The sequence below is a fragment of the Deltaproteobacteria bacterium genome, from assembly GCA_016709225.1.
GTDB classification, from domain to species: domain Bacteria; phylum Myxococcota_A; class Polyangia; order Nannocystales; family Nannocystaceae; genus Xiheibacterium; species Xiheibacterium phototrophicum.
Genome location: JADJEE010000001.1, coordinates 2,353,185 through 2,374,692, shown reverse-complemented (window position 1 = coordinate 2,374,692; position 21,508 = coordinate 2,353,185). Strand labels below are relative to the sequence as shown.

Sequence of the window (21,508 nt, the reverse complement as noted above, 5' to 3'; positions counted from 1 at the left end):
GCCGCGGCAAACGAGGTCCTCCATGGAAGCGCTCTTCAAACGCCACTTCTGGATCGTGAAGCTGCTCGGCATCGGTGCCGCGGCCGGGCTGGCCGCCAGTGCGGTTGCCAACGGCATCGGCAGCTCGGTGTTGCTGGTGAACAAGGCCGACGAGGCCAAGGGCGAGGGTGACACCGACGGTGAGGACGGCGAGGACGAAGAACTCGCCGAGCTGGACGGCAAGCGTGCGCTGCCCGGCATGGCTCCGGCCGGCGGCGCTGCGAAGATCGGCTCGTCGAAGGCCAGCAAGGATCGCGCGGCCGAGCAGGTCCGCAAGTACAACGTCTTCTGCCCGACGTGCCTGCCGCCCGAGCCCGAGCCCGGCAGCCCAGCGGATCCCAACGCGGGTCCGCGCTTCGACGCCGACGGACGCCCCATCGGCCCGGTGGTGAAGCCCGGCGAGGTCAAGAGCAGCCTGCCGCTGCGTCTGCAGGCGACGATGGAGTCGACCGATCCCGAGCTGTCGCTGGCGACCGTGTACGACGCCGAGAAGGGCTCCGTGGGCTTGTTCGGCGTCGACGATGTGATCCGGCCCGGGGTCGTCGTCACCGCGGTCGAGCAGGGCATGCTGCACCTGCGCAACAACGCGGCGCTCGAGTACATCGAGCTCGGGGGTGTGATCCCCGAGCCGGCGGTGAAGCCCGCGACCGAGACCAAGGACGAGGCCAAGCCCGACGAGGAGAAGAAGGACGAGCGGTCCATCCCCGGCGCCGAGGACTCGATCAACTGTCCCAACGAGAACCTCTGCATCGTCGAGAAGGCGTTCGTCGAGCAGCTGCTGGCGAACCCCATGCAGCTCGCGAAGCAGGCCCGCATCGTCCCCGCCAAGGAGGGTGAGGTCGGGTTCAAGTTCTACGGCATCCGCAAGGGCAGCCTCCCCAAGCTGCTCGGGCTCAAGAACGGCGACAAGCTCGTCGCGGTCAACGGTGAGGACCTCACCGGCATCGACCAGGCGATGGGCCTCTACACCAAGCTGCGTCGCGCATCGAACCTCCAGGTCACGATCGAGCGCAAGGGCAAGACCATGAACAAGGAGATCCAGATCCAATGAGCGCTCGCTCGATCGTCGCGTTGGCGACCACGATGGGGCTGTGCCTGCCGCAGCTGGCATGGGCCGCACCCGCCGCTGCGCCGACGCGTGGCACCGGAGCCCCGCGGGCGCCGTCCTCGGCCAAGCCGGCGGCGGATCCCAAGGACACCGCCGGTGGCCGTGGTGGCGGCACCGCGCGCCCGGCCGCGGAAGACGACGGCGGCGGCGAGCTCTCGGGTGACGAGGGCGGCGGCGGCCCGGCGGGTCACAACATCTGCCGCAAGCAGCCGCGCGGGGCCAAGTTCCGCATCACGCTGCCCAAGGAGGCCGAGCTCGACGATCTCGTCAACTGGATGATGAGCGTCAGCTGCCAGAAGTTCATCTGGGACCCCAAGGTCCGTGGCGGCAAGGTCACGATCCTCTCGCCCGAGGCGGTCACCGTCGAGGAGGCCTACGCGGCCTTCTACGCGGCGTTGCAGACGATGGGGCTCACCGTCGAGCCCTCGGGGCAGTACTTCAAGATCGTCGAGACCGCCGACGCCAAGGGCAAGACCCTGCCGGTGTACGGGCCCGGCGGCCGGGCGCCCGACAACGATCGCTACGTGACGCAGCTGTACCGGGTGACCAGCGGCAACGCCGGCGACATCGTGACGCTGCTCGACAAGCTCAAGACCAAGCAGGGCAGCGTCGATCAGATCGGCGAGCTCGTCATCATCACCGACACCGGTGCCAGCGTCCGTCGTCTGCTGAAGATCGTGCAGCAGCTCGACGACCCCAAGGTCTCGGCCGAGAAGATCTTCTTCTTCCAGCTGCGCTACGCCGACCCGGAGGCGATCGCGGAGACCATCCGCGAGATCTTCGGCGAGAAGGGCGGCACCGCCAAGGGCAGCACCGCTGCCAAGCCGTCGAGCGCCAAGGGCCGCTCGAGCTCGAGCGCAGCGAGCACGACCTCGAGCACGGACCTCGGGTTCTCGCGCGTGATCGTCGACGAGCGCACCGGCACGCTCATCATTGTCTCGCAGGAGCAGGACTACCACGTCATCCGCAAGCTCATCGAGCAGCTCGACGTGCCGCTCTCGGGGGGCACCGGCCGCATCCACGTGGTCAAGCTGCGCAACGCCGACCCCGAGGAGGTCGCGAACGTGCTCACGCAGCTGGGCTCGGGTGCGCAGCAGCGCGGCCGCGGCGCGGGTGCGCAGGGCGGTCGACAGGGCCAGCAGAACCAGCAGAACCAACAGCCGCAGACGCCGGCGGGTGCTCAGCCCGGCGAGACCTTCTCGGGTGACATCCGCGTGACCGCGGATCCGGCGACGCGTTCGCTGGTGATCCTCGCCTCGCAGGCCGACTACGAAGCGCTGCGCGAGGTGATCGACGCACTCGATGCCGAACGCAAGCAGGTCTACCTCGAGGTCTACCTGCTCGAGCTCAACATCGACAAGGTCATCGAGGCCGGCGTGGGCGCGCACTTCGGTGCTGGCTTCAACGTCGACGCCGCGGGCACCTCCGGTCAGGGCGTCGGCTTCGTCGCCAACGCGCCGTCGGCCAAGGCCAACTCGCTGGTGTTGAACTCGGGCATCCTGCCGGGCCTCGCGGCCGGCGTGCTGGGCCCCCAGATCCCCGGCTCGGGCGCGCTCACCGGCCTCGGGCAGGACATCCCCGCGTTCGGCGTCATCATCCAGGCGCTGCAGACCGACAGCGACGTGAACTTCGTCGCCGAGCCGCACCTCTACACGGCCGACAACCAGGAGGCGAGCATCGAGGTCGGGCGCAACGTGCCGACCCCCGGTGCGGTCAGCTTCAACCCCGGTGGTGGTGGCCCCGGCGGCGGTCTGGTGCCGTTCCAGTCGATCCAGCGCCAGGACGTGTCGCTGTCGGTGAAGGTCACGCCGCACGTCAACGACGGCAAGACCGTCACGCTCGACATCGAGATGGAGAACAACGAGATCGCCGACGTCAGCCCGACGCTCGGCGTGACCACCACCAAGCGTCGACTCAAGCTCGAGAAGGTCGTCGCGCGCGACGACCAGCCGGTGGTGCTGGGTGGCTTGGTGCAGGAGGTCGAGCGCGAGAGCGTGTCGCAGGTGCCCGGTCTCGGTCAGGTGCCGCTGCTCGGCTGGCTGTTCAAGAGCAAGCGAAAGCAGCGCACGAAGGTCAACCTGTTGATGATCCTCGTGCCGCACATCCTCGAGACGCCGGACGACGCGCGGCGGATCCACAAGCGCCGCATGGACGAGCGCCTCGAGTTCCTCGAGCGCTACACCGCGTTCAAGCGCCGCGACCTCAGCACCAACATCAACTATCGCAAGAAGGCCGGTTTGCTGGCGTCGGTCAACGCCGAGGCCAACCGCATGCTCGACGAGGAGGCCGCGCGCGCGACCGCCGAGCTCGAGATGCAGCGCACCGAGATCACCGGCGAGATCGGGCTGTCGCCGGCGCGCTACGAGGAGGAGGCCGACGACGGTGGCGACACCAACGGCAGCCCGTCGTCCCCGCCGCCCACGCCGACCCGCCCGACCCCGGCGATGCCGACCACGCCGACGCAGCCGCCGCGCAAGCCCAACTGACGTCGCGGACGCAACGTCCCTCGCAAGACCCGCACGACCATGTCCACGCAGACCCAGCCCGCGATCACGCCGCCCTCGGGACCCGCACCCGAGATCGCCGAGCTCATCTCGAGCGCGCTCGCGCCCGCGCCGGCACCGCTCGGACCGCTGTTGCAGCCGGGCGTGCGACCGGACGCGCGCCCGATCGGCGAGCTGCTGATCGAGGCGGGCGTGTGCACGGTCGAGGCGTTGGCCGAGGCCCTCACCGCGCAGCACCTCGAGGACGAGCGCGTGGGTGAGACCCTGGTGCGGCTGCGCCACGTCAGCGAGTTCGACGTGTGTCGCGCGCTCGGCCGGCAGTTCGCGCTGCCGTGTGTGGAGCGCAGCGCCGTGGATGCCGTGCAGGACGAGCTGGTCGAGCGGCTGCCGATCGGCTACGCGCGGCACAACTCCGTGCTGCCGTATCGGCTCGATCGCGACGCCGGCACCCTGCAGGTGTTCGCGGGCGACCCCACGCGCCTGCTCGACCTCGACGACCTCGCACGGATCTACGACGCCGAGGTGCTGGTCACGTTGATGCCACCGTCGGCGCTGGCCGAGCTCATCAACGCGGTCTACGCCCGCCGCACCAAGGACGTCGACCTCGAGAAGAAGGAAGAGGCCTTCGACGAGGAGGACGAGGACATCCTCCACGCCTCGGCCGAGGACGCGCCGATCATCCGCTTCGTGAACGGCCTCATCTTCAACGCCAGCAAGGAGAAGGCCTCCGACATCCACATCGAGCCCGGCGACCGCGAGATCACGGTGCGCAACCGGGTCGACGGCGTGCTGCACGAGGTCAAGCGCGCACCCAAGGCCCACCACGCCAGCATCATCGCCCGCGTGAAGATCATGGCTGGCCTCAACATCGCCGAGAAGCGACTGCCGCAGGACGGCCGCATCCGCCGCAAGATCGCCGGCAAGGAGGTCGACATGCGCGTCGCGACCGTGCCGACCGCCCACGGCGAGCGCGTGACCATCCGTCTGCTCGACAAGAGCGCGATGGCGCTGTCGCTCGACGCCATCGGCGTCGCGCCCGATCACTTTCGCATCATCGACGAGGTCATCCACCGCCCGCACGGCATCTTCCTCGTCACCGGCCCCACCGGCTCCGGCAAGACGACCACGCTGTACTCGTGCCTGGCGCGCATCAATCGTCCCGACCTCAACATCCTGACGATCGAGGACCCCGTCGAGTACCAGCTGCAGGGCATCAGCCAGGTGCAGGTGCAGCCGAAGATCGATCTCACCTTCGCGGGCGGCCTGCGCTCGTTCCTGCGCCACGACCCCGACGTCATCATGGTCGGCGAGATCCGCGACCTCGAGACCGCCGAGATCGCGATCCAGGCCTCGCTCACCGGTCACTTGGTGCTCTCGACCATCCACACGAACGACGCCGCCACCGGCATCACACGCCTGGTCGACATGGGCGTGCAGCCGTTCCTCGTCGCGTCGTCGTTGGTGGCGTTGCAGGCCCAGCGACTGGTGCGGCGCGTGTGCACCGGCTGCGCGCGACCGGTGCGTCCGGCCGCGCAGGACCTGCTCGACGTCGGCATCGATCCCGAGCGCTTCTTCGCCGGCGAGCCGGCCTTGAGGGCGCCGCTGCTGGGCGAGGACGGCCTGCCGATCCCACTGGTCGCGCCCGCGGGGCGCAGCGTGCCGCCGCCGGGGCTGTTGTTCGAGAACAACCCCCAGGGCTGCGAGCGCTGCGGCAACACCGGCTACAGCGGTCGAACCGGCGTCTACGAGGTGCTGCAGATCACCGAGGAAATTCGCCGGCTCGCGATCCGCAACGCCGACAGCAGCCAGATCAAGCATGCCGCTGTCGAGGCCGGCATGCGCACGCTCCGGGACGACGGCGCGCACAAGATCCTGTGCGGCATGACGACCATCGAAGAGGTCATGCGTGTGACCGCGGAGGAGGTCTAGCGCTCCATGCCCGCGTACGCCTACCAGGGGATGACGAGCAAGGGGCGCGCCGTGAAGGGCGTCGCGACGGCCGAGAACGTCGGCGTGCTCAAGGCCTCGCTCAAGCGAGACGGCGTCTTCCTCACCCAGGTCACCGAGACCAACGCCCCCGGGGTCGCGCCGTCGCCCGGCGCCGCCGCCGATCGCAACGTCGACCTCTCGGGCCTGTTCGACCGCGTCACCCCGAAGATGGTCGCCGCGACCACGCGTCTGCTCGGGACCCTTCTGCACGCCGGCGTCACGCTGCCCGAGTCGCTGAAGGCCATGACCGATCAGGTCGAGAGCCAGCGCCTCAAGGGCATCCTCAGCGACGTCGCGGTGCGCGTGAACGAGGGCTCGTCGCTGGCCGACTCGCTCTCGCGCTACCCCAAGGTGTTCCCGCAGCTCTACATCAACATGGTCCGCGCCGGCGAGGCCTCGGGTGCGCTCGAGACGGTGTTGTTCCGGCTCGCGGAGTTCCTCGAGAAGCAGATCGAGATCCAGGGCCGCGTCAGCAAGGCGCTGATGTACCCGATCGTGCTCGCGATCCTCGGCGCCGGCATCGTCACGGTGCTGATGGTGAGCATCGTGCCGAAGATCACCGGCATGTTCGCCGACATGCAGGCCGAGCTGCCATGGAACACGAAGCTGCTCATCTGGCTGTCGGACTTCATCTCCGGATTCTGGTGGCTCATCCTCATCGGGATCGTCGGTGGCATCTGGCTGTTCCGGCGCTGGCGGGCCAGCCGCGCCGGCAAGTGGGTGGGCGACACCATCCTGCTGGGGCTGCCGGTGGTGGGCGAGTTGGTGCGCAAGATTGCGATCGCTCGATTCGCTCGTACGCTGTCGACGTTGCTCGCGTCGGGTGTGCAGCTGCTCGCGGCACTCGACATCGTCAAGTCACTGCTGGGCAACGTCGTGCTCGAGCGCGTCGTCGGTGAGGCCCGCGACAACATCCGCGAGGGCGAGGGCATCGCCAACGCCCTCAAGCGCAGCCGTCAGTTCCCACCGCTGGTGACGCACATGATCGCGGTCGGCGAGCGCTCCGGCCAGCTCGAGCAGATGTTGACCGATCTCGCCGACGCCTACGACCGCGAGACCAACCAAGCCATCGACAAGTTCACCACGCTGCTCGAACCCCTCACCATCGTCATCATGGGCGGCGCCGTCGGCTTCGTGATCTACTCGATCATGCGGCCCATCATGATGATCACCGAGATGGCGGGGAAGACCTGATCTTGGTCGCCCACCACCTCTCGCTCCGCCGCCGGAGCTCCATCGGACCGCGCCCGCGGTCACAACCGAGACCACCATGAACACCCAGGCCAACAACGACCCGACGCCCATCGCGACCCTCGCCCCGAACCCCGCTGCTCGCCGCCGTCGCCGGCGGAGCCGCCGTCGCAGCGGGCAGCGCAGCCAGCTGGGCATGACCCTCATCGAGATCATGGTCGTGCTCGCGATCATCAGCCTCATCCTCGGCGGTGTCGGCGTGATGGCGTTCAACCGCTACAAGGACGCCCAGCTCGAGGACGCGCGCAACAACGCGGTGCAGGTGCACCAGCTCAGCGAGCAGTACCAGCTGCAGAAGCGCAAGTGCCCCAAGAATGTCACCGAGCTCAAGGCCGCGGGCTTCGCCGCGCGAGAGGCCAAGGACCCGTGGGGCAACGAGTTCGAGATCCGCTGCGAGCAGGGCGGCGGCATCCTGGTGGTGTCGGCCGGTCCCGACGGCCAGGCCAACACCGAGGACGACATCAGCAGCGACGTCGCGGCCGGCGGCAACCAGGGCGACACCAAGGACGCCAAGGGCAAGTAGTCGACGATGCTCGGCCCCACGCCACTGCACCGCCGCCGCCAGGCCGGCATCACGCTCATCGAGATCCTCATCGTGCTCGCGGTGCTGGGTCTGATGGTCGGGATGCTCGTGGTCGGCTTCGGTGCGGGCAAGCAGGCCGAGGTCGGGCGCGCGACCAACCAGATCGCCAACACCATCCGCTACGGCTTCGACAAGGCGCGGGTCTCGGGCTCGTACTATCGCCTGCTGATCGACCTCGAGGACGGCAGCTTCACGCTGCAAGAGGGCGACGACGCGATGTACCTGCCGGCGACCAATCGCGACGGCGAGATCGTCCAGGTCGACGAGCGCAAGCTCGAGGAGCGGGCCGATCGCGACAAGCGGGCGGAGGAGTCGTTCAACCGCTCGGTGCAGTCGGCGGCCTACCGCGACGACCCCGACGCCGCCGGTGGCAGTGGCGGTGACGCGGAGGTCTACCAGGCCCAGCCGCGCAAGGTGCCGCGCCGCAAGCCGCCGCTGTTCGGCGCCTTCGAAGAGGAGAACACGCTCACCGGCCTCACCAAGCCGGTCGCGTTGCCCGAGGGCGTGCACGTCTCCTACGTGCGCACCGCCGATGATCTCGAGCCCATCACCAAGGGCCAGGCCAGCCTCTACTTCTTCCCGCGCGGGCGCACGCAGAAGGCCCACATCCAGATCACGTCCGACGACGACACCGTGGCGTACACGATCGTGGTCGAGCCGCTGACGGGGCGCGTCAAGGTCGTCGACGGCCTCGAAGACCTGCAGCTACCCGACGACATCCACGACGAGAAGGACGCCTTGGGCCGGGAGACCCAGCGACGGAGCCTATGATGCCCCCCTCCAGCGACACGGGCGAAGCGGTGCGCGTGCAGGCGCGGCGGCGACGCGTGCGCAAGTTCGCGGGCTTCACCCTGCTCGAGGTGTTGGTCGCGGTCGCAATCCTCTCGATGTCGCTGACCTCGATGTTGTCGTCGCAGATGGCGGCGATGCGGGCGACTCGCTACGCGCGCGACGTGTCGGTGGCGGCGTTCCTGGCCGAGTCGAAGCTGCTCGACCTCGAGTCACAGCTGCAGATCGACGGCTGGGGCAGCGACGACAAGACCTTCGACGGCGACTTCAGCGAGGAGGGCTGGCCCGACATCCGCTACGAGTGCCTCATCGACTTCATCGAGGTGCCGGATTTCAACGTCCTGCAGCAGGCCGCGCAAGCCGGCGAGACCGACGGCGACGGCGGCGGTGGACCCTCGGCCTACGTGGCGACCGCCGACGATCAGGCCTTCGCCGGCATGGGCATGGTGTGGCCGATCGTGAAGGGCGCGATCGAGCAGTCGATCCGCAAGTCGTCGTGCCGCGTCATCTGGATCGACGGCAAGATCGAGCAGGACTTCACGGTCGAGACCTTCTGGACCGATCCGAAGCAGCTCATGCAGCTGCCCCAGGCCGGCGGCGAGGTCGACGAGACCGACGACTCCCGCGAGGACGGCACCCAGGATCCGACCAAGCCCGGTGGTGCGGGCGGCACGACCCCGGGCTCGACCCCCACCGGCAAGCCCGGCATGTCGCCGACCAGCGGCACGCTGCCCGGAGGTCGCAAGTGAGCCGGCGTCGCCACCAGCGTGGCATCACGCTGATCGAGGTCATGATCGCGCTGGCGGTGCTGTCGATGATCGTGGTCTCGGTGTGGAGCGGCTTCCGCGGCACCATGAGCGGCATGCAGGCGACTGAGGAGATCCAGAACCGCTACGCCATCGTGCGCAACGGCCTCACGCGCATGCAGTCCGAGCTGATGATGACGTACCTCTCGCACAACCGTCCGCTCGACGACGTGCGCCAGTACACCCTGCTCGACGGCGTCGACAACAGCAGCCGCGACGACCTCACGTTCTCCACCTTCGCGCACCTGCGCATGCGCAAGGACGCCAACGAGAGCGACCAGTGCGTGCTGCAGTACTTCATCGAGAAGGACCCGCAGGACCCGCAGCGCACCCACCTGTTCCGCCGCGAGAGCCGACGGCTCACCGGTGACAAGGCCGACCAGCTCGACGAGTACTTCCCGGCCTACGTCATGATCGAGGACGTCGAGGAGTTCGACGTGAAGTACTGGGACGACCGCCAGCGCGAGTGGCTCGACGAGTGGCGCACGACTCGCAACGACATGCAGCCCGATCGCTTGCCCACGCGCATCAAGATGAAGCTCGTGGTCAAGGACGGCAGCGACCGCGTCACCTTCACCGCGCAGGCGGCCCTGCCGATGCAAGAGAAGATCGACCTGGGGAAGGACTGATGAGCGTGCCCCGCGACACCACGCCCGATCCTCTTCGTCGCAGCGCGGCGCGCCGTCGCAGCGCGGCGCGCGGGGGCCGTGGTGCCCGTGCCGGTGGCGATCGCCAGCAGGGCGTGGCGGTGCTGCTGGTGTTGGCGTGCCTGGCCGTGCTCGCGCCCTTCACCGCCACCTTCAACTACCAGGCGCGGGTCGACTGGCAGTCGGCCGTCAACGTGCGCGACGAGGTCGCGGCCCGCAACATCGAGCGCGGTGCGATGCAGCTCTCGCTGCTGCTGTTCGAGATCCAGCGCATGGTCTTCAACCAGCGCCAGTTCCGCGACTTCATGGGCACGATGGACATCACCCAGGTCGCGCCCTACCTGATGGCCGCGTTCGGCACCGCCGATGGTGCGCAGGGCCTGGGCGATCTGGTCGGCATCGACACCACCGCGCTCTCGGGTCTGGCGCTCACGACCGGCAGCTTCGAGTACCGGGTCACGGCCGAGAGCGGCAAGATCAACGTCAACTGTCTCGCCAAGCAGGCCAAGGCCGGCGAGAAGGACAACCCCGCCGGCTTCGCGACCGAGACCCTCGAGGCCCTGATGTCGCCGACCCTGTACGACCCGCTCTTCGAGGAGGAGAAGAGCGACGGTCAGTACTACGCGCGCACCGACATCGTGCGCGCGATGGCCGACTACGTCGACGATGATCGCAGCCGCTTCGACATCATCAAGCTGCGCTCGGGATCTGCGGCCGAGAACGACCGCTACGGCGAGCTCTTCGACCCCTACCTCCCCCGCAACGCCCGGCTCGACAGCCTCGAGGAGCTCCACCTGGTCGCCGGCGTCGACGACGACTGGATGTCGGCGTTCTCGCCCGAGCTCACCGTCTACGGCGCGTGCAAGGTCAACCTCAACTTCGCGAGCGCCGAGCAGATCGCCCTGGTCATCCGTCACTCGGTGTCGGCCAGCGATCGCTGGAAGACCGAGGGTGAGAACTTCATGCTCAAGACCATGCCGCTGGCGAACTACGTGGTCGACATGCGTGAGTTCAACCTGTTCGAGAAGCTCGACGACTTCAAGGACCTGGTCGCCAAGCCCGACCAGTACATGAACCCGATGCTCGCGCTCGGCGGCAGCCAGTCGAGCCAGCAGCAGCAGCAGCTGCCGCGGGTGCCCGAGGGCATCGAGGTGCGGGTCAACCCGCCCAAGACAGAAGAGGACAACTACGGTGCGCTGAAGGAGGTCGCGACCGTCGCGGCCGAACGGATCTACCGCATCGAGGTCATCACCACCGTCAACGCCGTCAACAAGCGCCTGACCGCGGTCTACGACATGCAGTACGCACGGTCGCAGAGCCAGGGCAAGGGTGCGTGGTTGCACGTGCGCGAGGACTGATCGGGAGCTTCCATGGCGCACAAGTTCGTCGGCATCGATCTCGGATCCCACCGCGTGAAGCTGGCGGTGGTCACGTCGGGGCTGCGCGGGGTCCAGCTGGTCGACACCTTCGAGGAGCCGGTGCTGGCCGCGGCGCCCGAGGCGGGCAAGGGCGACGACGTCGACCCGTACCTGCCTGCGCTACAGGCTGCGCTGCAGGGGCTGCGGGCCAAGGGTCTGCTGTCCGAGTCGGTTGCGGTCGCGCTGCCGCCCGGCACGCTGTCGTACCGCGTGCTGACGTTCCCGTTCGCGGAGGAGCGGCGCATCGCGCAGACCATCGCGTTCGAGGCCGATGGTCAGTTCCCCGAGCCGCTCGACCAGCTCGCATACAGCCACGTGGTGGTGCCGAGCGGGCAGGGCAGCGGCCGCGCGCTGATGGTCGCGACCAAGCGCGAGCGGGTCGATCAGCTCGCGACCATCTTCAAGCGCGCCGGCTCGGACCTGCGCGCGGTGACCTCCGGTGCGACCGCGCTGACGCAGGTGCTCGAGGCCGAGCCCGGACCGTTGCCCGCGGGCGCGGCCGAGCCCGGCCTCACCGCCGTCACGCTGGTACTCGACCTCGGGCACAACAGCACCGAGTTGTTGGTGGTCGGCGCCAAGGGCCCGATCGCGGTGCGATCGGTGCGCCGCGCGGGCCGGCACGTCACCGCGGCGATCGCCAAGGGCTACGGCCTCGACCTCGCGGCAGCCGAGGCGGCCAAGCGGGCCGACGCCTTCGTACCCCATCGCGGCCACGATCACCTGAGCGACGAGCAGCTGCGCGCGGGCACGCTCATCGCCACCGCGATCGAGCCGCTGGTGCGAGAGATCGAGCAGACCCGCATCTGGCTGCGCACGACCTTCCGCTGCGAGGTGACGCGGCTGGTGACCACCGGCGGCGGTGCGCACCTGGGCGGGCTGGCGGCGTACCTCACCGAGCACACCGGCCTGCCGTGCGGCGAGGGGCGGGTGAAGCCGCAGGCCAATCTCCGCGGCGTCGAGGGCCGCGATCTCACCAGCTATGCGGTCGCGATCGGAGCCGCGTGGGGGGCCGCGAGGCGGCCGCTCATCCAGCTGCACGATCCCCACGCCGGGCAGGCCGACGCCGGCTGGATGCAGGAGCGCATCGCGTCGCTGGCCGCGATCGGCGTCGCCGTCATGGCCTTCGGTGCGCTCGACACCATCGTGCGCGTGAAGGCGCTCGACGCCGAGCGCGAGGCCTACGTCGAGGAGCTGCGCGAGACCACCACCAAGGTGCTCGGCGCCGACGTGCCGGCCGCCGAGGTGAAGAAGAAGCTCGACGAGGCCGATGGCCAGGACGTCACCTCCGTCATCGCGCAGCGTGGCGCGCTCGAGGTGCTCGCGTTGCTCGCACAGGCGGCGACGCCGAGTGACCACGGCCGCGTGCCGATGCCACCGCCACCGGGTCAGACCGACGACGGCGCCACTGCGGGTGACACCGAGGGGGGCGGCGCCGATGGTGGCGAGGCCGCCGCGACGGCGACCCCGACCCCGGCGGCGCCCGAAGCCGCCGCCGAGACCATCGACGCCAAGGCGGGCGTGGTCACTTCGGATGAGCTGGTGTTCCTCAACGTCGACATCCGCGAGCGCAAGATCGAGCTGCGGCTGCAGGCCAAGCGCGCGTCGGCGCAGACTCGACTCGCCTACAAGCTGCGCGACATCGCGTGCCTCTCGAACATCGAGAAGGGCAAGGTCAAGGGTGAAGACCTCAAGACCTTCGACATGAGCATGGACAACAACTGCTACTACGCCAGCTCGCTCGGCAGCGGAGACTCCGCGGCCGCCGGCGACGACGACGAAGGGGGGACCTGACCCATGGCAGTCGCAACCGGTGGCGGTGCATGGTCGCGGATGACCCCGCGCGAGCGCACCTACGTGATGGTGCTGGTGCTGACCTTCTTCGCGATGGCGACGGTGGTGCTGCTGTACTTCCGCGGCACTGCGCTCGACGAGACCGAGAAGGAGATCGACGGCTATCGCCGCGCACTCGACGACCTGCACACCCGTGGTGCGGTCTACAAGTCGAAGATCGAGCAGAAGCAGGCCCGCGAGAAGGCCATCTCGGTCGAGTGTGCGCAGTTCGCCACGCTGCTCGACGAGGCCAAGGCGGCGGTCGAGAACGTCAGCTTCTCCAACGAGGAGGAGCAGCCCTCGGTCGACGTCGGTGCGGGGCTCACCAAGTGCAGCTACAAGTTCGACGCCAAGAGCATCACGCTCGAGGATCTCACCAAGCTGCTGACGTTCCTCGAGAGCCGCCCGGGGCAGCTGATCTCGACCGAGAACCTGGTCATCCGCTCGCTCGGCGCCGCCGAGGATCGGCTGAACGCCGACATCACGCTCATCAGCTTCCGTCGCGAGGGTGAGGCCCCCGAGGATGGCGCGGAGCTGCCCGAGGAGGGCCCATGAAGATCGGACTCAAGCTCCCAGGCCTGACGCTCACCAAGGGCGACGTGCCCACCGACGGCAAGGGCGGCATGCGGGCGTTCGCCCGCCGGCTGCGCTCGATCGCCGGCTGGGGTGCCATCTCGCTGGCGTTCTTCCTGTTGTTCACGTGGCTGTGCCTGCCGACGCGGGCGATCGCGTGGCGCATCGGCCACGAGGCCCGCAAGGCCGGCTACATCATCGACGTGCGCGACGTGTCGGTGTCGCTGCTGGGCAACATCACGCTCGAGGATGTGACCTGGACCTTCGAGCCGTCGCGACCCGACGCGGTGCCGGGCAAGTTCCTGCTGACCACCGTCGACGTCGACGTGTCGTTCCTGTCGCTGCTGGTCGGCAACATGGACATCGACGTCGAGGCCCATGCCGTCGACGGCGTCATCACGGCCCACTACGAGCGCGACGCCGAGCAGTCGTCGATCCAGATCGAGGTCGCCGATCTCCCGCTGTACGACGTGCCCAAGGCGCGCCAGGCCCTCAACGCCCCGCTGTCGGGGCTGTTCGCGCTCAAGGTCGCGCTCGAGATGCCGGGCAACAAGTTCTCCAAGGCCGCGGGCACGATCGAGCTCACCTGCGCGGCGTGCTCGATCGGTGACGGCGAGGCCAAGCTCTACATCCCCGGCAGCAAGGGCTTGAAGGACGGCACCGTCATCCCGCAGATCGACCTCGGCACCTTCACCGGCAAGATGGTGGTCGAGAAGGGCAAGGCCACCACCGAGGGCCTGATGGAGACCAAGAGCGAGGACATCGAGCTCTCGGTCGAGGGCGACATCGAGTTCAAGGACCCGGTGCAGAAGTCGCGCATCGACATGACCTTGAAGCTCAACCTGACCGAGAAGCTGCAGCAGCGCAGCGAGAAGCTGCGCCTGGTGTTCCAGGGCGCCGACGCCAAGTCGCGGCTCGATCCACCCGAGCAGGGCCTCGGCTACGTGCTGAGCGGCGCCATCTCGAACCCCAAGTTCCGCGGCATCAAGGCCAAGACCGCCCGCGACTCGCGGGCCGAGAAGCGTGCACGGCAGGCCAAGCGCGACGCCGCCAAGCGCAAGAAGGACGAGGCCAAGGGCAAGCCCAAGCCGGGCGAGACCGACGCCAAGGACGACGCGAAGGCGGAGATCGACGCCCGCCCGTCGCTGCCCGGCGGGCCGACCCCGCCGATGCCGCCCACCGGCGGCGATGCGATGCCGACGCCGACCAAGCCCGGCGCCAACCCACTCGACGTCGAGAACGATCCGCCGCCCGGTGGTGCCACCACCGCGCCGCCCTCGGAGCCGCCACCGTCGGAGCCGCCGCCGTCGGAGCCGCCCCCGCCCGATCCCAACGTCGAGCCCCCGCCGCCGGACTCCGGCGAGCAGAACGTCGAGGAGGTCCCGACCATCCTGCCGCCCGATGGCAGCTTCGGTGGCTCGGGCGGGCCGATCGGCGAGCCGGTGCAGTGATCGCTTCCTGATACTCTTGCGACTGCAAGGGTGCCGGAGCTGCCGGACATCACGGTCTACGTCGAGCGCCTCGCCGACAAGCTGAAGGGCGCGACCCTCGAGGTCCTGCGCCTGTGCAATCCCTTCTTCCTACGCACCGTCACGCCGCCTTGGCAGTCGGTGCAGGGCTGCCGTGTGCAGGGGGTGTCGCGGCTGGGCAAGCGCATCGCCATCTCGCTCGAGGGCGAGCTGCACCTCGTGATGCACCTGATGAAGCTCGGTCGGCTCAAGTGGGACGCGCGCGGCAAGGCCCCCGGCCTCAAGCTCTTGCACGCGAGTCTGACCTTCGACCGCGGCAGCCTGCACGTGATCGAGATTGGTCCCAAGAAGCGCGCTTCGCTGCACGTCGTGAAGGGCGACGGCGCGCTGGCCGAGTTCCGCCCGCTGGGCATCGAGCCGCTGGCGTGCACGCTGGCCGAGTTCACCGCGGCGGTGCGCCGCGAGAACCACACCCTCAAGCGCACGCTCACCGATCAGCGCCTCATCGCGGGCATCGGCAACGCCTACTCGGACGAGATCCTCCACGCCGCGAGGCTGTCGCCGGTGCAGCTGAGCACGAAGCTCGACGACGACGCGATCGCGCGGCTGTGGCAGGCCACCCGCGCGACCCTCGACCGCTGGACCGACCAGCTGCGTGCCGAGGTCGGCGACGGCTTCCCCGAGAAGGTCACCGCGTTCCGCGAGGGCATGGCGGTGCACGGCCGCTTCCGCGAGCCGTGCCCGGTGTGCCAGACCGCCGTCGAGCGCATCGTCTACGCCGACCGCGAGACCAACTACTGCGCGCGCTGCCAGACCGACGGCAAGCGCCTGGCGGATCGCGCGCTGTCGCGGCTGCTCGGTCAGGACTGGCCACGCACGCTCGAAGAGCTCGAGGAGCGGCGCGGATGATCGCGCGGTGGCTCGCGCCGGTGCTGCTCGTGCTCGGCGGCTGCGGTGGGTCGGCCGAGGTCACGCCTGCGGCCCGGCAGCGCGCCGCAACCATCTGGTCCGAGCGCTGTGCCAACTGCCACGGGCCCACCGGCCGCGGCGATGGCCCCGGCGCCAAGCTGTTGCCCAAGGCGCCGCGCAACTTCGCCGACGCGACCTGGCAGGGCAGCGTCGACGATGCCCGCATCGCGCAGGTGATCGTCGACGGCGGCCTGCGCTACGGGCTCGACTCGAACATGGCGGCGAACCCCGACCTGCAGCGTGAGCCGGCGGTCGTGTCGGCGTTGGTGGAGCTCATCCGTGGCCTCTGATGCCGACCACGCGACCGTGCGCGACGTGCCGCTGGCCCGCGACGCGTGGGTGCTCGCGATCGCGTCGACCGGCAGCCTGGCGCTGGCGCTGGGGGCTCCGCCGGGCGGCAGCGTGTGGAGCATCTGGCTCGGCTTCGCACCGCTCGCATGGGCGGCGATGCGGCTGCGCACGCGCGGCGTGGGGCGGCGCTTTTTCGCGGGGTGGCTCGGTGGGCTGTGCGTCGGGCTGGTCGGCTTCCCATGGTTCGGCGAGATGCTCGAGCGCTTCGCCGGCCTACCGAGTGCGGTGGCGTGGTGTGGCCAGCTCGCGTTCTCGGCCTGGACTGCGGTGCCGTTCGGGCTTTGGGTGGTCGCGTTCGGCGACGCGCCGGTGCGCGGTCGCTGGGCATGGGTGTGGCCGTGCGTGCTGTGGGTCGCGCTCGCGACCGTGTGGCCGGCGGTGTTCCCGTACACGCCGGTCATCGGCTTCGCCGAGGTGCCGCAGTGGATGCAGGCCGCCGAGCTCTTCGGCGTCGCGGCGTGCGAGGCCCAGGTGGTCGCGTCCGGGGTGCTGCTTGCGCGCACGGTGATGCCCGGCGATCGACGGGCGCGTGTGCAGCAGGGCATCGTCGCACTGGCGCTGCCGCTGGCGTCGCTCGGGCTGGGACAGCTGCGGATGGACGCCGTCGATCGCGAGCTCGCGGGCGCGCCGAAGCTCGACGTCGGCATCGTGCAACCCAACGCGCCGCTGCTGGCCCACGACCCTTTCGACAAGATGGCGCGCCTTTGGAGCATGTCGCTCGAGCTGCAGAACCAAGGCGCCGAGCTCATCGTGTGGCCCGAGGCCGGCACCTTCCCGTACCGCACCTACCGCCCGTTCGTCCGCGATTTCGTCGAGCCCAGCCGTCGCGTGATGCGGGTCCACGAGACACCGACCATCTTCGGCGCCGCCAGCATCACCCGCGGCGAGCGCTACGAGTACAACACGGTGTACGCGATGGACGGCGAGGGCAACGTCGTGGGCGCGTTCGACAAGAACATCCTGGTGCCGTTCGGCGAGTACGTGCCGCTCATCGATCCCGACTGGGCCATCGATCAGATCCCGAGTATCTCGCACAACCACGCCGGCGAGGGCCCGGCGCGCTTCGAGATGGCCCTGGGCACGCCGCCGCGCACGGTCGCGCTGGGGCCGGTGGTCTGCTACGAGGACATCTTCATCGAGTTCTCGCGGCAGGTCGCGGCGCAGCCGGGCGGCATCGATGCGTTCGTGAACGTCACCATCGACACGTGGTTCGGCTTCACCGCCGAGCCGTGGGAGCACCTCGCGCTGGCGCAGTTCCGGTCGGTCGAGCACCGGGTGCCGATGGTTCGCTCGGTGGCGGCGGGGCCGGCCAGCGCGATCGATGCAACGGGGCGGCTGGCGGCCTCGCTGCCGCTGCGCGACCCGAGGATCGGCGACCCGATCCCGCCGGAGTCGTTGCTCGTCGAGGTCGCGCTGGCGCGCAACACCGCGAGCGCACCGACCGTGTTCGCGCGGGGCGGCTGGCTGGCGCGGTGGTTGTGCCTGGCGTGGGTCCTGGGCCGCGCCGCCGCTGCGCTGTGGCGGCGACGTCGCGCCCGACGGAGCGCGGCGTGAACCTGCTGCTGCTGCCGCGTGGCAGCGTCGACGCCGACGGTGGCGCGCACGTCGTCGGCGATGCGGTGGCGCACGTGCGACGCGTGCTGGGCAAGGGCGTCGGCGACATCCTCAAGGTCGGCGAGCGCGAGGGTCGAATCGGCAGGGCGGTGATCGAGTCGCTCGACGATGACGGCCTGCGGCTGCGATGCACGCTCGACGCCGACCCGCCGCCCAAGCTGCCCGTGACGCTGGTGTTGGCGCTGCCGCGGCCGCCGGTGCTGCGCCGCGTGCTGCAGCACGCGACGACCATGGGCGTCGGTCGCATCGTGTTGTGCAACGCCGCGCGCGTGGAGAAGAGCTACTGGGGCAGCCCCGCGCTGCTGCCGGACGAGATCGATGCGCAGCTGCGCCTGGGGCTCGAGCAGGGCCGCGACACCGTCGCGCCCAGCATCGAGCAGCGCCCGCGCCTGCGACCGTTCGTGGAGGACGAGCTCGCCCACGCTGCGATCCCGCGACGCTGGCTCGCCGATGGCGACGGCCGCACGCCGGTGCCGTGCGACGTGCGCGAGCCGAGCATCGTCGCGATCGGACCCGAGGGTGGCTGGGTGGACTTCGAGCGCGAGCTGTTCACGGCGGCGGGCTTCACCGCGGTGACGCTCGGGGTTCGGCCGCTGCGGGTCGAGACCGCGGTGGTCGCCATGCTCGCGCGACTGGCGGTCTGACGCGCTCGCCGCGAGCCCACCTTGGGCGCGGGCTCGGTGCTACCTTTGCGGCCGGTGACGACCTCGCGCACCCGCCTCGCCGCGGCCCTGGGCCTGCTCGGCGCCTGCTTCCAGGGCGAGGGCACCATCGGTGCGGTGTGCAGCGAGGCCGCCGATTGCGGTCCGCGGCAGGCGTGTCGTCACGAGCTGTGTGGGCGCTGCGGCAACGGCAGCCACGAGGCCGGCGAGGTCTGCTACGCCGACGCGATCGCGATCGACGACACGCCGGTGTTGTCGTCGCTCCGGGTGGTCGACCTCGACGACGACGATCGCGACGAGCTGCTGGGCCTCGATGATCAAGGCGCGCTGCAGTGGATCCGGCCCGCCGGCACGGCCTTCACCGCGCAGGCGCTGCCGCTCGCAGAGGTCACGGCGTTCGTGGTGACGGACCTCGACGACGACGGCGACACCGACGTGCTCGCCGCCGTCGGCGACGGCGTGATCGCGCTGCTGCGGGACGGCGAGTCGTTCACCGCCGCGGCGCCGCGCAGCCTCGGTCACACCACCATGGAGCTGGCGTTGGTGCCCACGGACGCAGGCCTGCTGCTGGTGTCCGTCGACGACGAGGGCGGCGCCTTCGCGGCGCCGCTCGTCGGCGACGCGGCACCGGTCGCGATGCCCTCGCTCGGGACCGCCGTGCACCTGGGGCCCTCGATCTACGTGGACGGGGACGACCACGCCGATCTGGTGATCGTCGATCACCGCGGCAACCGGCTGCAGGTGCTGATCGGCGACGGCGCCACGCTGGTGCCGGGCGACACCATCGGGGTCGGCCGCGGGCCGCGGGCGGTGCTCGCCTGGGATCGCACCGGCGACGGGCATCGCGACTTCCTCACCCTCGATCACGAGGGCCGCACGGTCACGTTGGTCGACGTCGACGACGACGGCTCGTTGTCGGTGTTCGGTGCGCTGGCGATCGCGGCGGCGCCCACCGGCGTCACCGCGATCGACGTCGACTTCGACGACAGCACCGATCTCGTGGTCTCGAGCGAGCGCGGGCTGTGGCTGTGGCGCGGGCCGCAGGGGCAAGCGATCGACGCGGTGCCGCTGTTCGAGACGCCCGCCGACGGGGTCTGGGCGGTGCGCTTCGGCGTGCTGCCGGTGTTCGACCTGCTGGCGCTGCGCGAGGGTGTGCCGCAGCGGTTCGAGGTCGACCCATGAGGCCTGCCCGTGTGCTCGCGACGTGGCTCGCGTGCGTCTTGCTGGCCGCCGACGTGCGCGCGGCGGATCCCCGCGGCTACGGTGGCCCGACCGCGGTGGCGGGGCCCGAGCGCGACGATGTCGACACCAGCGCGCCTGGCTCGCCGCCGGCCGAGGACGTCGCGGGTGCGACCGTGCCCCCGCCGCGCCTGCAGCCCGCCGCCACGCCGGTCGCGGACGCAGCACCGAGCTTCGTCACGGCGCCGCGCAGCAAGGCCTCGGTCGTGGGCGCGGTGTTCATCGCCGTGACCGCCGCCGGCTGGGTCGCCACCGTGATCGGTCTGTCGATGGGCGAAGGGGTCGACGACGCGCTGCAGCCCCTGCGCGGCCGCGACGATCTCGAGCGTCGCCGCGACCTGCTGCGCCGGGGTGCGCTCGCAAACCGGCTCGCGATCGGGGCTGGCATCGCAGCCTCGGTGTCGCTGGTCACCGGCATCGTGTTGATGTCGATCGGCCGCCGACGGGAGCGCCGCCGGGCGGCGCAACAGGACTGACCCCCGCTCGCGCGACGCCGTGGCATGCTGGCTCCGACGTGGAGCGCAGCGTGACCTCGGCCGAGCCCGCGCCGGTGGCCGTGCGGCCCTGGCTGCGCGGCGGATTCTGGGACACCACGGTGCTGGCGTACGGCTGGGTGCCGTTCTACCTGTGGTGCGTCTTCGGGCTCGGGCTCGGCCGCGAGGGTTGGGGCCTGCCGGCGCTGCCACGGGGAGCGCACCGCTCGGCGTTTGCGACCGCGGTGGTGATCGCGTTGGCGATCACCTACGTGCATCGCCACTACACGTTCATCCTCGTCTACGGCGACCGTCGCAGCTTCGCCGCGCGCGCGCGTGCCTACGTCGGGGCGCCGGTGGTGGTGTTCGGCCTCGTCGCGCTGGCGCGCGCCTCGATCGATACCCGCGTGTTCGGGGTCTCGCCGTGGCTCGTAGTCGCGGTCATCACGGGCGCGTGGAACGTGTGGCACACGCTGCAGCAGCGCTACGGCATCGGGCGCATCTACGCCGCCAAGCTCGATGCGATCCGCGGCCCACGGCCCACGGTCGCGTCGGGGCGCCTCGATCGTCTGCTGCTGTGGTCACTCGCGCTCCTGACCGCGTGCGTGCTGCTGGTGCTGCGCACGTCGAGCTTTGGCGGCCATCGCAGCGCGCGCGACCTGCTGCGGGTACTGGCGCCGGTGCTGCGTCCACCGTTGGGATCGCTGTGGCTGGGGCTCGTCGCGGTGCTCACGGTGATCGTCGCCGTGCGGTGGGTGCGGGCCGACGTCGCCGGGGTCGCGCGACCGTCGTTGCTGCTGCCGCGGTGGAGCTTCGTCGGCTCGACGGTGGCGCTGCTGGCGGTGTTCGTCGTCCACGGTCCGATCGTCGGGTACCTGTGCTTCGGCACCGCGCACGCGATCGAGTACGTCGGCTTCGTGCACCACTTCGCGGCCCGCAAGTACGAGCGTGAGCGCGGCAGCGTGGCCGCGGCGGTGTTCGCCTCGCTGTGGCGCGCGCCCCTGCCGGTCGCGGTGCTGCTGCTGGCGTTCTGGCTGGCCCGCGACGTCCGCGACGAGGCGATCTACGTCGTCTACTACATCTCGACCTCGCTGCTGCACTTCCTCTTCGATGGCTGGATCTGGAAGGTCCGCGCGCCGGAGGTGCGTCAGCCACTGCTACGGGCCCGGGGATCCTGACGGTGTCTTCGCCTCC

General features: G+C 70.1%; 19 protein-coding genes. All 19 read left to right on the top strand.

Going from position 1 to position 21,508, the window contains the following annotated elements; all coding sequences use genetic code 11:
• Nucleotides 1-22: 22 nt before the first annotated feature.
• Nucleotides 23-1,090, top strand: a complete 1,068-nt coding sequence (locus tag IPH07_09610) for a hypothetical protein (protein MBK6917644.1) — start codon at nucleotides 23-25, stop codon at nucleotides 1,088-1,090.
• Complete coding sequence (gene gspD / locus IPH07_09605; GenBank protein MBK6917643.1) at nucleotides 1,087-3,633, top strand: type II secretion system secretin GspD; 2,547 nt, start codon at nucleotides 1,087-1,089, stop codon at nucleotides 3,631-3,633. Before IPH07_09610 ends, gspD begins: the two co-directional genes overlap by 4 nt.
• A 39-nt stretch (nucleotides 3,634-3,672) precedes the next feature.
• A complete protein-coding gene (gene tadA, locus IPH07_09600) occupies nucleotides 3,673-5,580 on the top strand; it encodes a Flp pilus assembly complex ATPase component TadA (protein MBK6917642.1) in 1,908 nt (635 codons plus the stop codon).
• Between the two features lie 6 nt (nucleotides 5,581-5,586).
• Nucleotides 5,587-6,834 (top strand): type II secretion system inner membrane protein GspF, encoded by a 1,248-nt coding sequence (gspF, locus tag IPH07_09595; protein ID MBK6917641.1) that lies wholly within the window; start codon nucleotides 5,587-5,589, stop codon nucleotides 6,832-6,834.
• Nucleotides 6,835-6,910: 76 nt separating this feature from the next.
• On the top strand, nucleotides 6,911-7,414 hold the full coding sequence (locus IPH07_09590; protein ID MBK6917640.1) for a prepilin-type N-terminal cleavage/methylation domain-containing protein: 504 nt from the start codon (nucleotides 6,911-6,913) through the stop codon (nucleotides 7,412-7,414).
• 6 nt (nucleotides 7,415-7,420) lie between these two features.
• Nucleotides 7,421-8,245, top strand: a complete 825-nt coding sequence (locus tag IPH07_09585; GenBank protein MBK6917639.1) for a prepilin-type N-terminal cleavage/methylation domain-containing protein — start codon at nucleotides 7,421-7,423, stop codon at nucleotides 8,243-8,245.
• Nucleotides 8,242-9,012, top strand: coding sequence for a prepilin-type N-terminal cleavage/methylation domain-containing protein (locus tag IPH07_09580; GenBank protein ID MBK6917638.1), 771 nt, complete (start codon nucleotides 8,242-8,244; stop codon nucleotides 9,010-9,012). Before IPH07_09585 ends, IPH07_09580 begins: the two co-directional genes overlap by 4 nt.
• Nucleotides 9,009-9,698, top strand: coding sequence for a prepilin-type N-terminal cleavage/methylation domain-containing protein (locus IPH07_09575; protein MBK6917637.1), 690 nt, complete (start codon nucleotides 9,009-9,011; stop codon nucleotides 9,696-9,698). The genes IPH07_09580 and IPH07_09575 overlap by 4 nt, the downstream gene beginning before the upstream one ends.
• Nucleotides 9,698-11,074: a general secretion pathway protein GspK gene (locus IPH07_09570; protein ID MBK6917636.1), complete on the top strand. Its 1,377-nt coding sequence runs from the start codon at nucleotides 9,698-9,700 to the stop codon at nucleotides 11,072-11,074. Before IPH07_09575 ends, IPH07_09570 begins: the two co-directional genes overlap by 1 nt.
• A 12-nt stretch (nucleotides 11,075-11,086) precedes the next feature.
• Nucleotides 11,087-12,925: a pilus assembly protein PilM gene (gene pilM, locus IPH07_09565; protein MBK6917635.1), complete on the top strand. Its 1,839-nt coding sequence runs from the start codon at nucleotides 11,087-11,089 to the stop codon at nucleotides 12,923-12,925.
• Between the two features lie 3 nt (nucleotides 12,926-12,928).
• Nucleotides 12,929-13,519, top strand: coding sequence for a hypothetical protein (locus IPH07_09560; GenBank protein ID MBK6917634.1), 591 nt, complete (start codon nucleotides 12,929-12,931; stop codon nucleotides 13,517-13,519).
• Nucleotides 13,516-14,988, top strand: coding sequence for a type II secretion system protein GspN (gspN, locus tag IPH07_09555; protein ID MBK6917633.1), 1,473 nt, complete (start codon nucleotides 13,516-13,518; stop codon nucleotides 14,986-14,988). The genes IPH07_09560 and gspN overlap by 4 nt, the downstream gene beginning before the upstream one ends.
• A 30-nt stretch (nucleotides 14,989-15,018) precedes the next feature.
• Nucleotides 15,019-15,915: a formamidopyrimidine-DNA glycosylase gene (locus IPH07_09550; protein MBK6917632.1), complete on the top strand. Its 897-nt coding sequence runs from the start codon at nucleotides 15,019-15,021 to the stop codon at nucleotides 15,913-15,915.
• Nucleotides 15,912-16,265 carry a cytochrome c gene (locus IPH07_09545; GenBank protein MBK6917631.1) on the top strand — a complete coding sequence of 118 codons (354 nt, stop codon included), beginning with the start codon at nucleotides 15,912-15,914 and terminating at the stop codon, nucleotides 16,263-16,265. Before IPH07_09550 ends, IPH07_09545 begins: the two co-directional genes overlap by 4 nt.
• Entirely contained in the window at nucleotides 16,255-17,880 is a 1,626-nt protein-coding gene (lnt, locus tag IPH07_09540) for an apolipoprotein N-acyltransferase (protein ID MBK6917630.1), read from the top strand. The genes IPH07_09545 and lnt overlap by 11 nt, the downstream gene beginning before the upstream one ends.
• The gene (locus tag IPH07_09535; protein ID MBK6917629.1) at nucleotides 17,877-18,584 is read left to right on the top strand and encodes a 16S rRNA (uracil(1498)-N(3))-methyltransferase; all 708 of its coding nucleotides are present in this window, start codon (nucleotides 17,877-17,879) and stop codon (nucleotides 18,582-18,584) included. Before lnt ends, IPH07_09535 begins: the two co-directional genes overlap by 4 nt.
• 54 nt (nucleotides 18,585-18,638) lie before the next feature.
• On the top strand, nucleotides 18,639-19,784 hold the full coding sequence (locus tag IPH07_09530; protein ID MBK6917628.1) for a hypothetical protein: 1,146 nt from the start codon (nucleotides 18,639-18,641) through the stop codon (nucleotides 19,782-19,784).
• Entirely contained in the window at nucleotides 19,781-20,317 is a 537-nt protein-coding gene (locus IPH07_09525; protein ID MBK6917627.1) for a hypothetical protein, read from the top strand. The genes IPH07_09530 and IPH07_09525 overlap by 4 nt, the downstream gene beginning before the upstream one ends.
• A gap of 38 nt (nucleotides 20,318-20,355) precedes the next feature.
• Nucleotides 20,356-21,492 (top strand): hypothetical protein, encoded by a 1,137-nt coding sequence (locus IPH07_09520; GenBank protein ID MBK6917626.1) that lies wholly within the window; start codon nucleotides 20,356-20,358, stop codon nucleotides 21,490-21,492.
• Nucleotides 21,493-21,508: the final 16 nt, after the last annotated feature.

Bases quoted from the DNA above. Each gene is read 5' to 3' on its own strand.
- IPH07_09610 (MBK6917644.1), top strand. From the start codon at position 23: ATGGAAGCGCTCTTCAAACGCCACTTCTGGATCGTGAAGCTGCTCGGC.
- gspD (MBK6917643.1), top strand. From the start codon at position 1,087: ATGAGCGCTCGCTCGATCGTCGCGTTGGCGACCACGATGGGGCTGTGC.
- tadA (MBK6917642.1), top strand. From the start codon at position 3,673: ATGTCCACGCAGACCCAGCCCGCGATCACGCCGCCCTCGGGACCCGCA.
- gspF (MBK6917641.1), top strand. From the start codon at position 5,587: ATGCCCGCGTACGCCTACCAGGGGATGACGAGCAAGGGGCGCGCCGTG.
- IPH07_09590 (MBK6917640.1), top strand. From the start codon at position 6,911: ATGAACACCCAGGCCAACAACGACCCGACGCCCATCGCGACCCTCGCC.
- IPH07_09585 (MBK6917639.1), top strand. From the start codon at position 7,421: ATGCTCGGCCCCACGCCACTGCACCGCCGCCGCCAGGCCGGCATCACG.
- IPH07_09580 (MBK6917638.1), top strand. From the start codon at position 8,242: ATGATGCCCCCCTCCAGCGACACGGGCGAAGCGGTGCGCGTGCAGGCG.
- IPH07_09570 (MBK6917636.1), top strand. From the start codon at position 9,698: ATGAGCGTGCCCCGCGACACCACGCCCGATCCTCTTCGTCGCAGCGCG.
- pilM (MBK6917635.1), top strand. From the start codon at position 11,087: ATGGCGCACAAGTTCGTCGGCATCGATCTCGGATCCCACCGCGTGAAG.
- IPH07_09560 (MBK6917634.1), top strand. From the start codon at position 12,929: ATGGCAGTCGCAACCGGTGGCGGTGCATGGTCGCGGATGACCCCGCGC.
- gspN (MBK6917633.1), top strand. From the start codon at position 13,516: ATGAAGATCGGACTCAAGCTCCCAGGCCTGACGCTCACCAAGGGCGAC.
- IPH07_09545 (MBK6917631.1), top strand. From the start codon at position 15,912: ATGATCGCGCGGTGGCTCGCGCCGGTGCTGCTCGTGCTCGGCGGCTGC.
- IPH07_09525 (MBK6917627.1), top strand. From the start codon at position 19,781: ATGAGGCCTGCCCGTGTGCTCGCGACGTGGCTCGCGTGCGTCTTGCTG.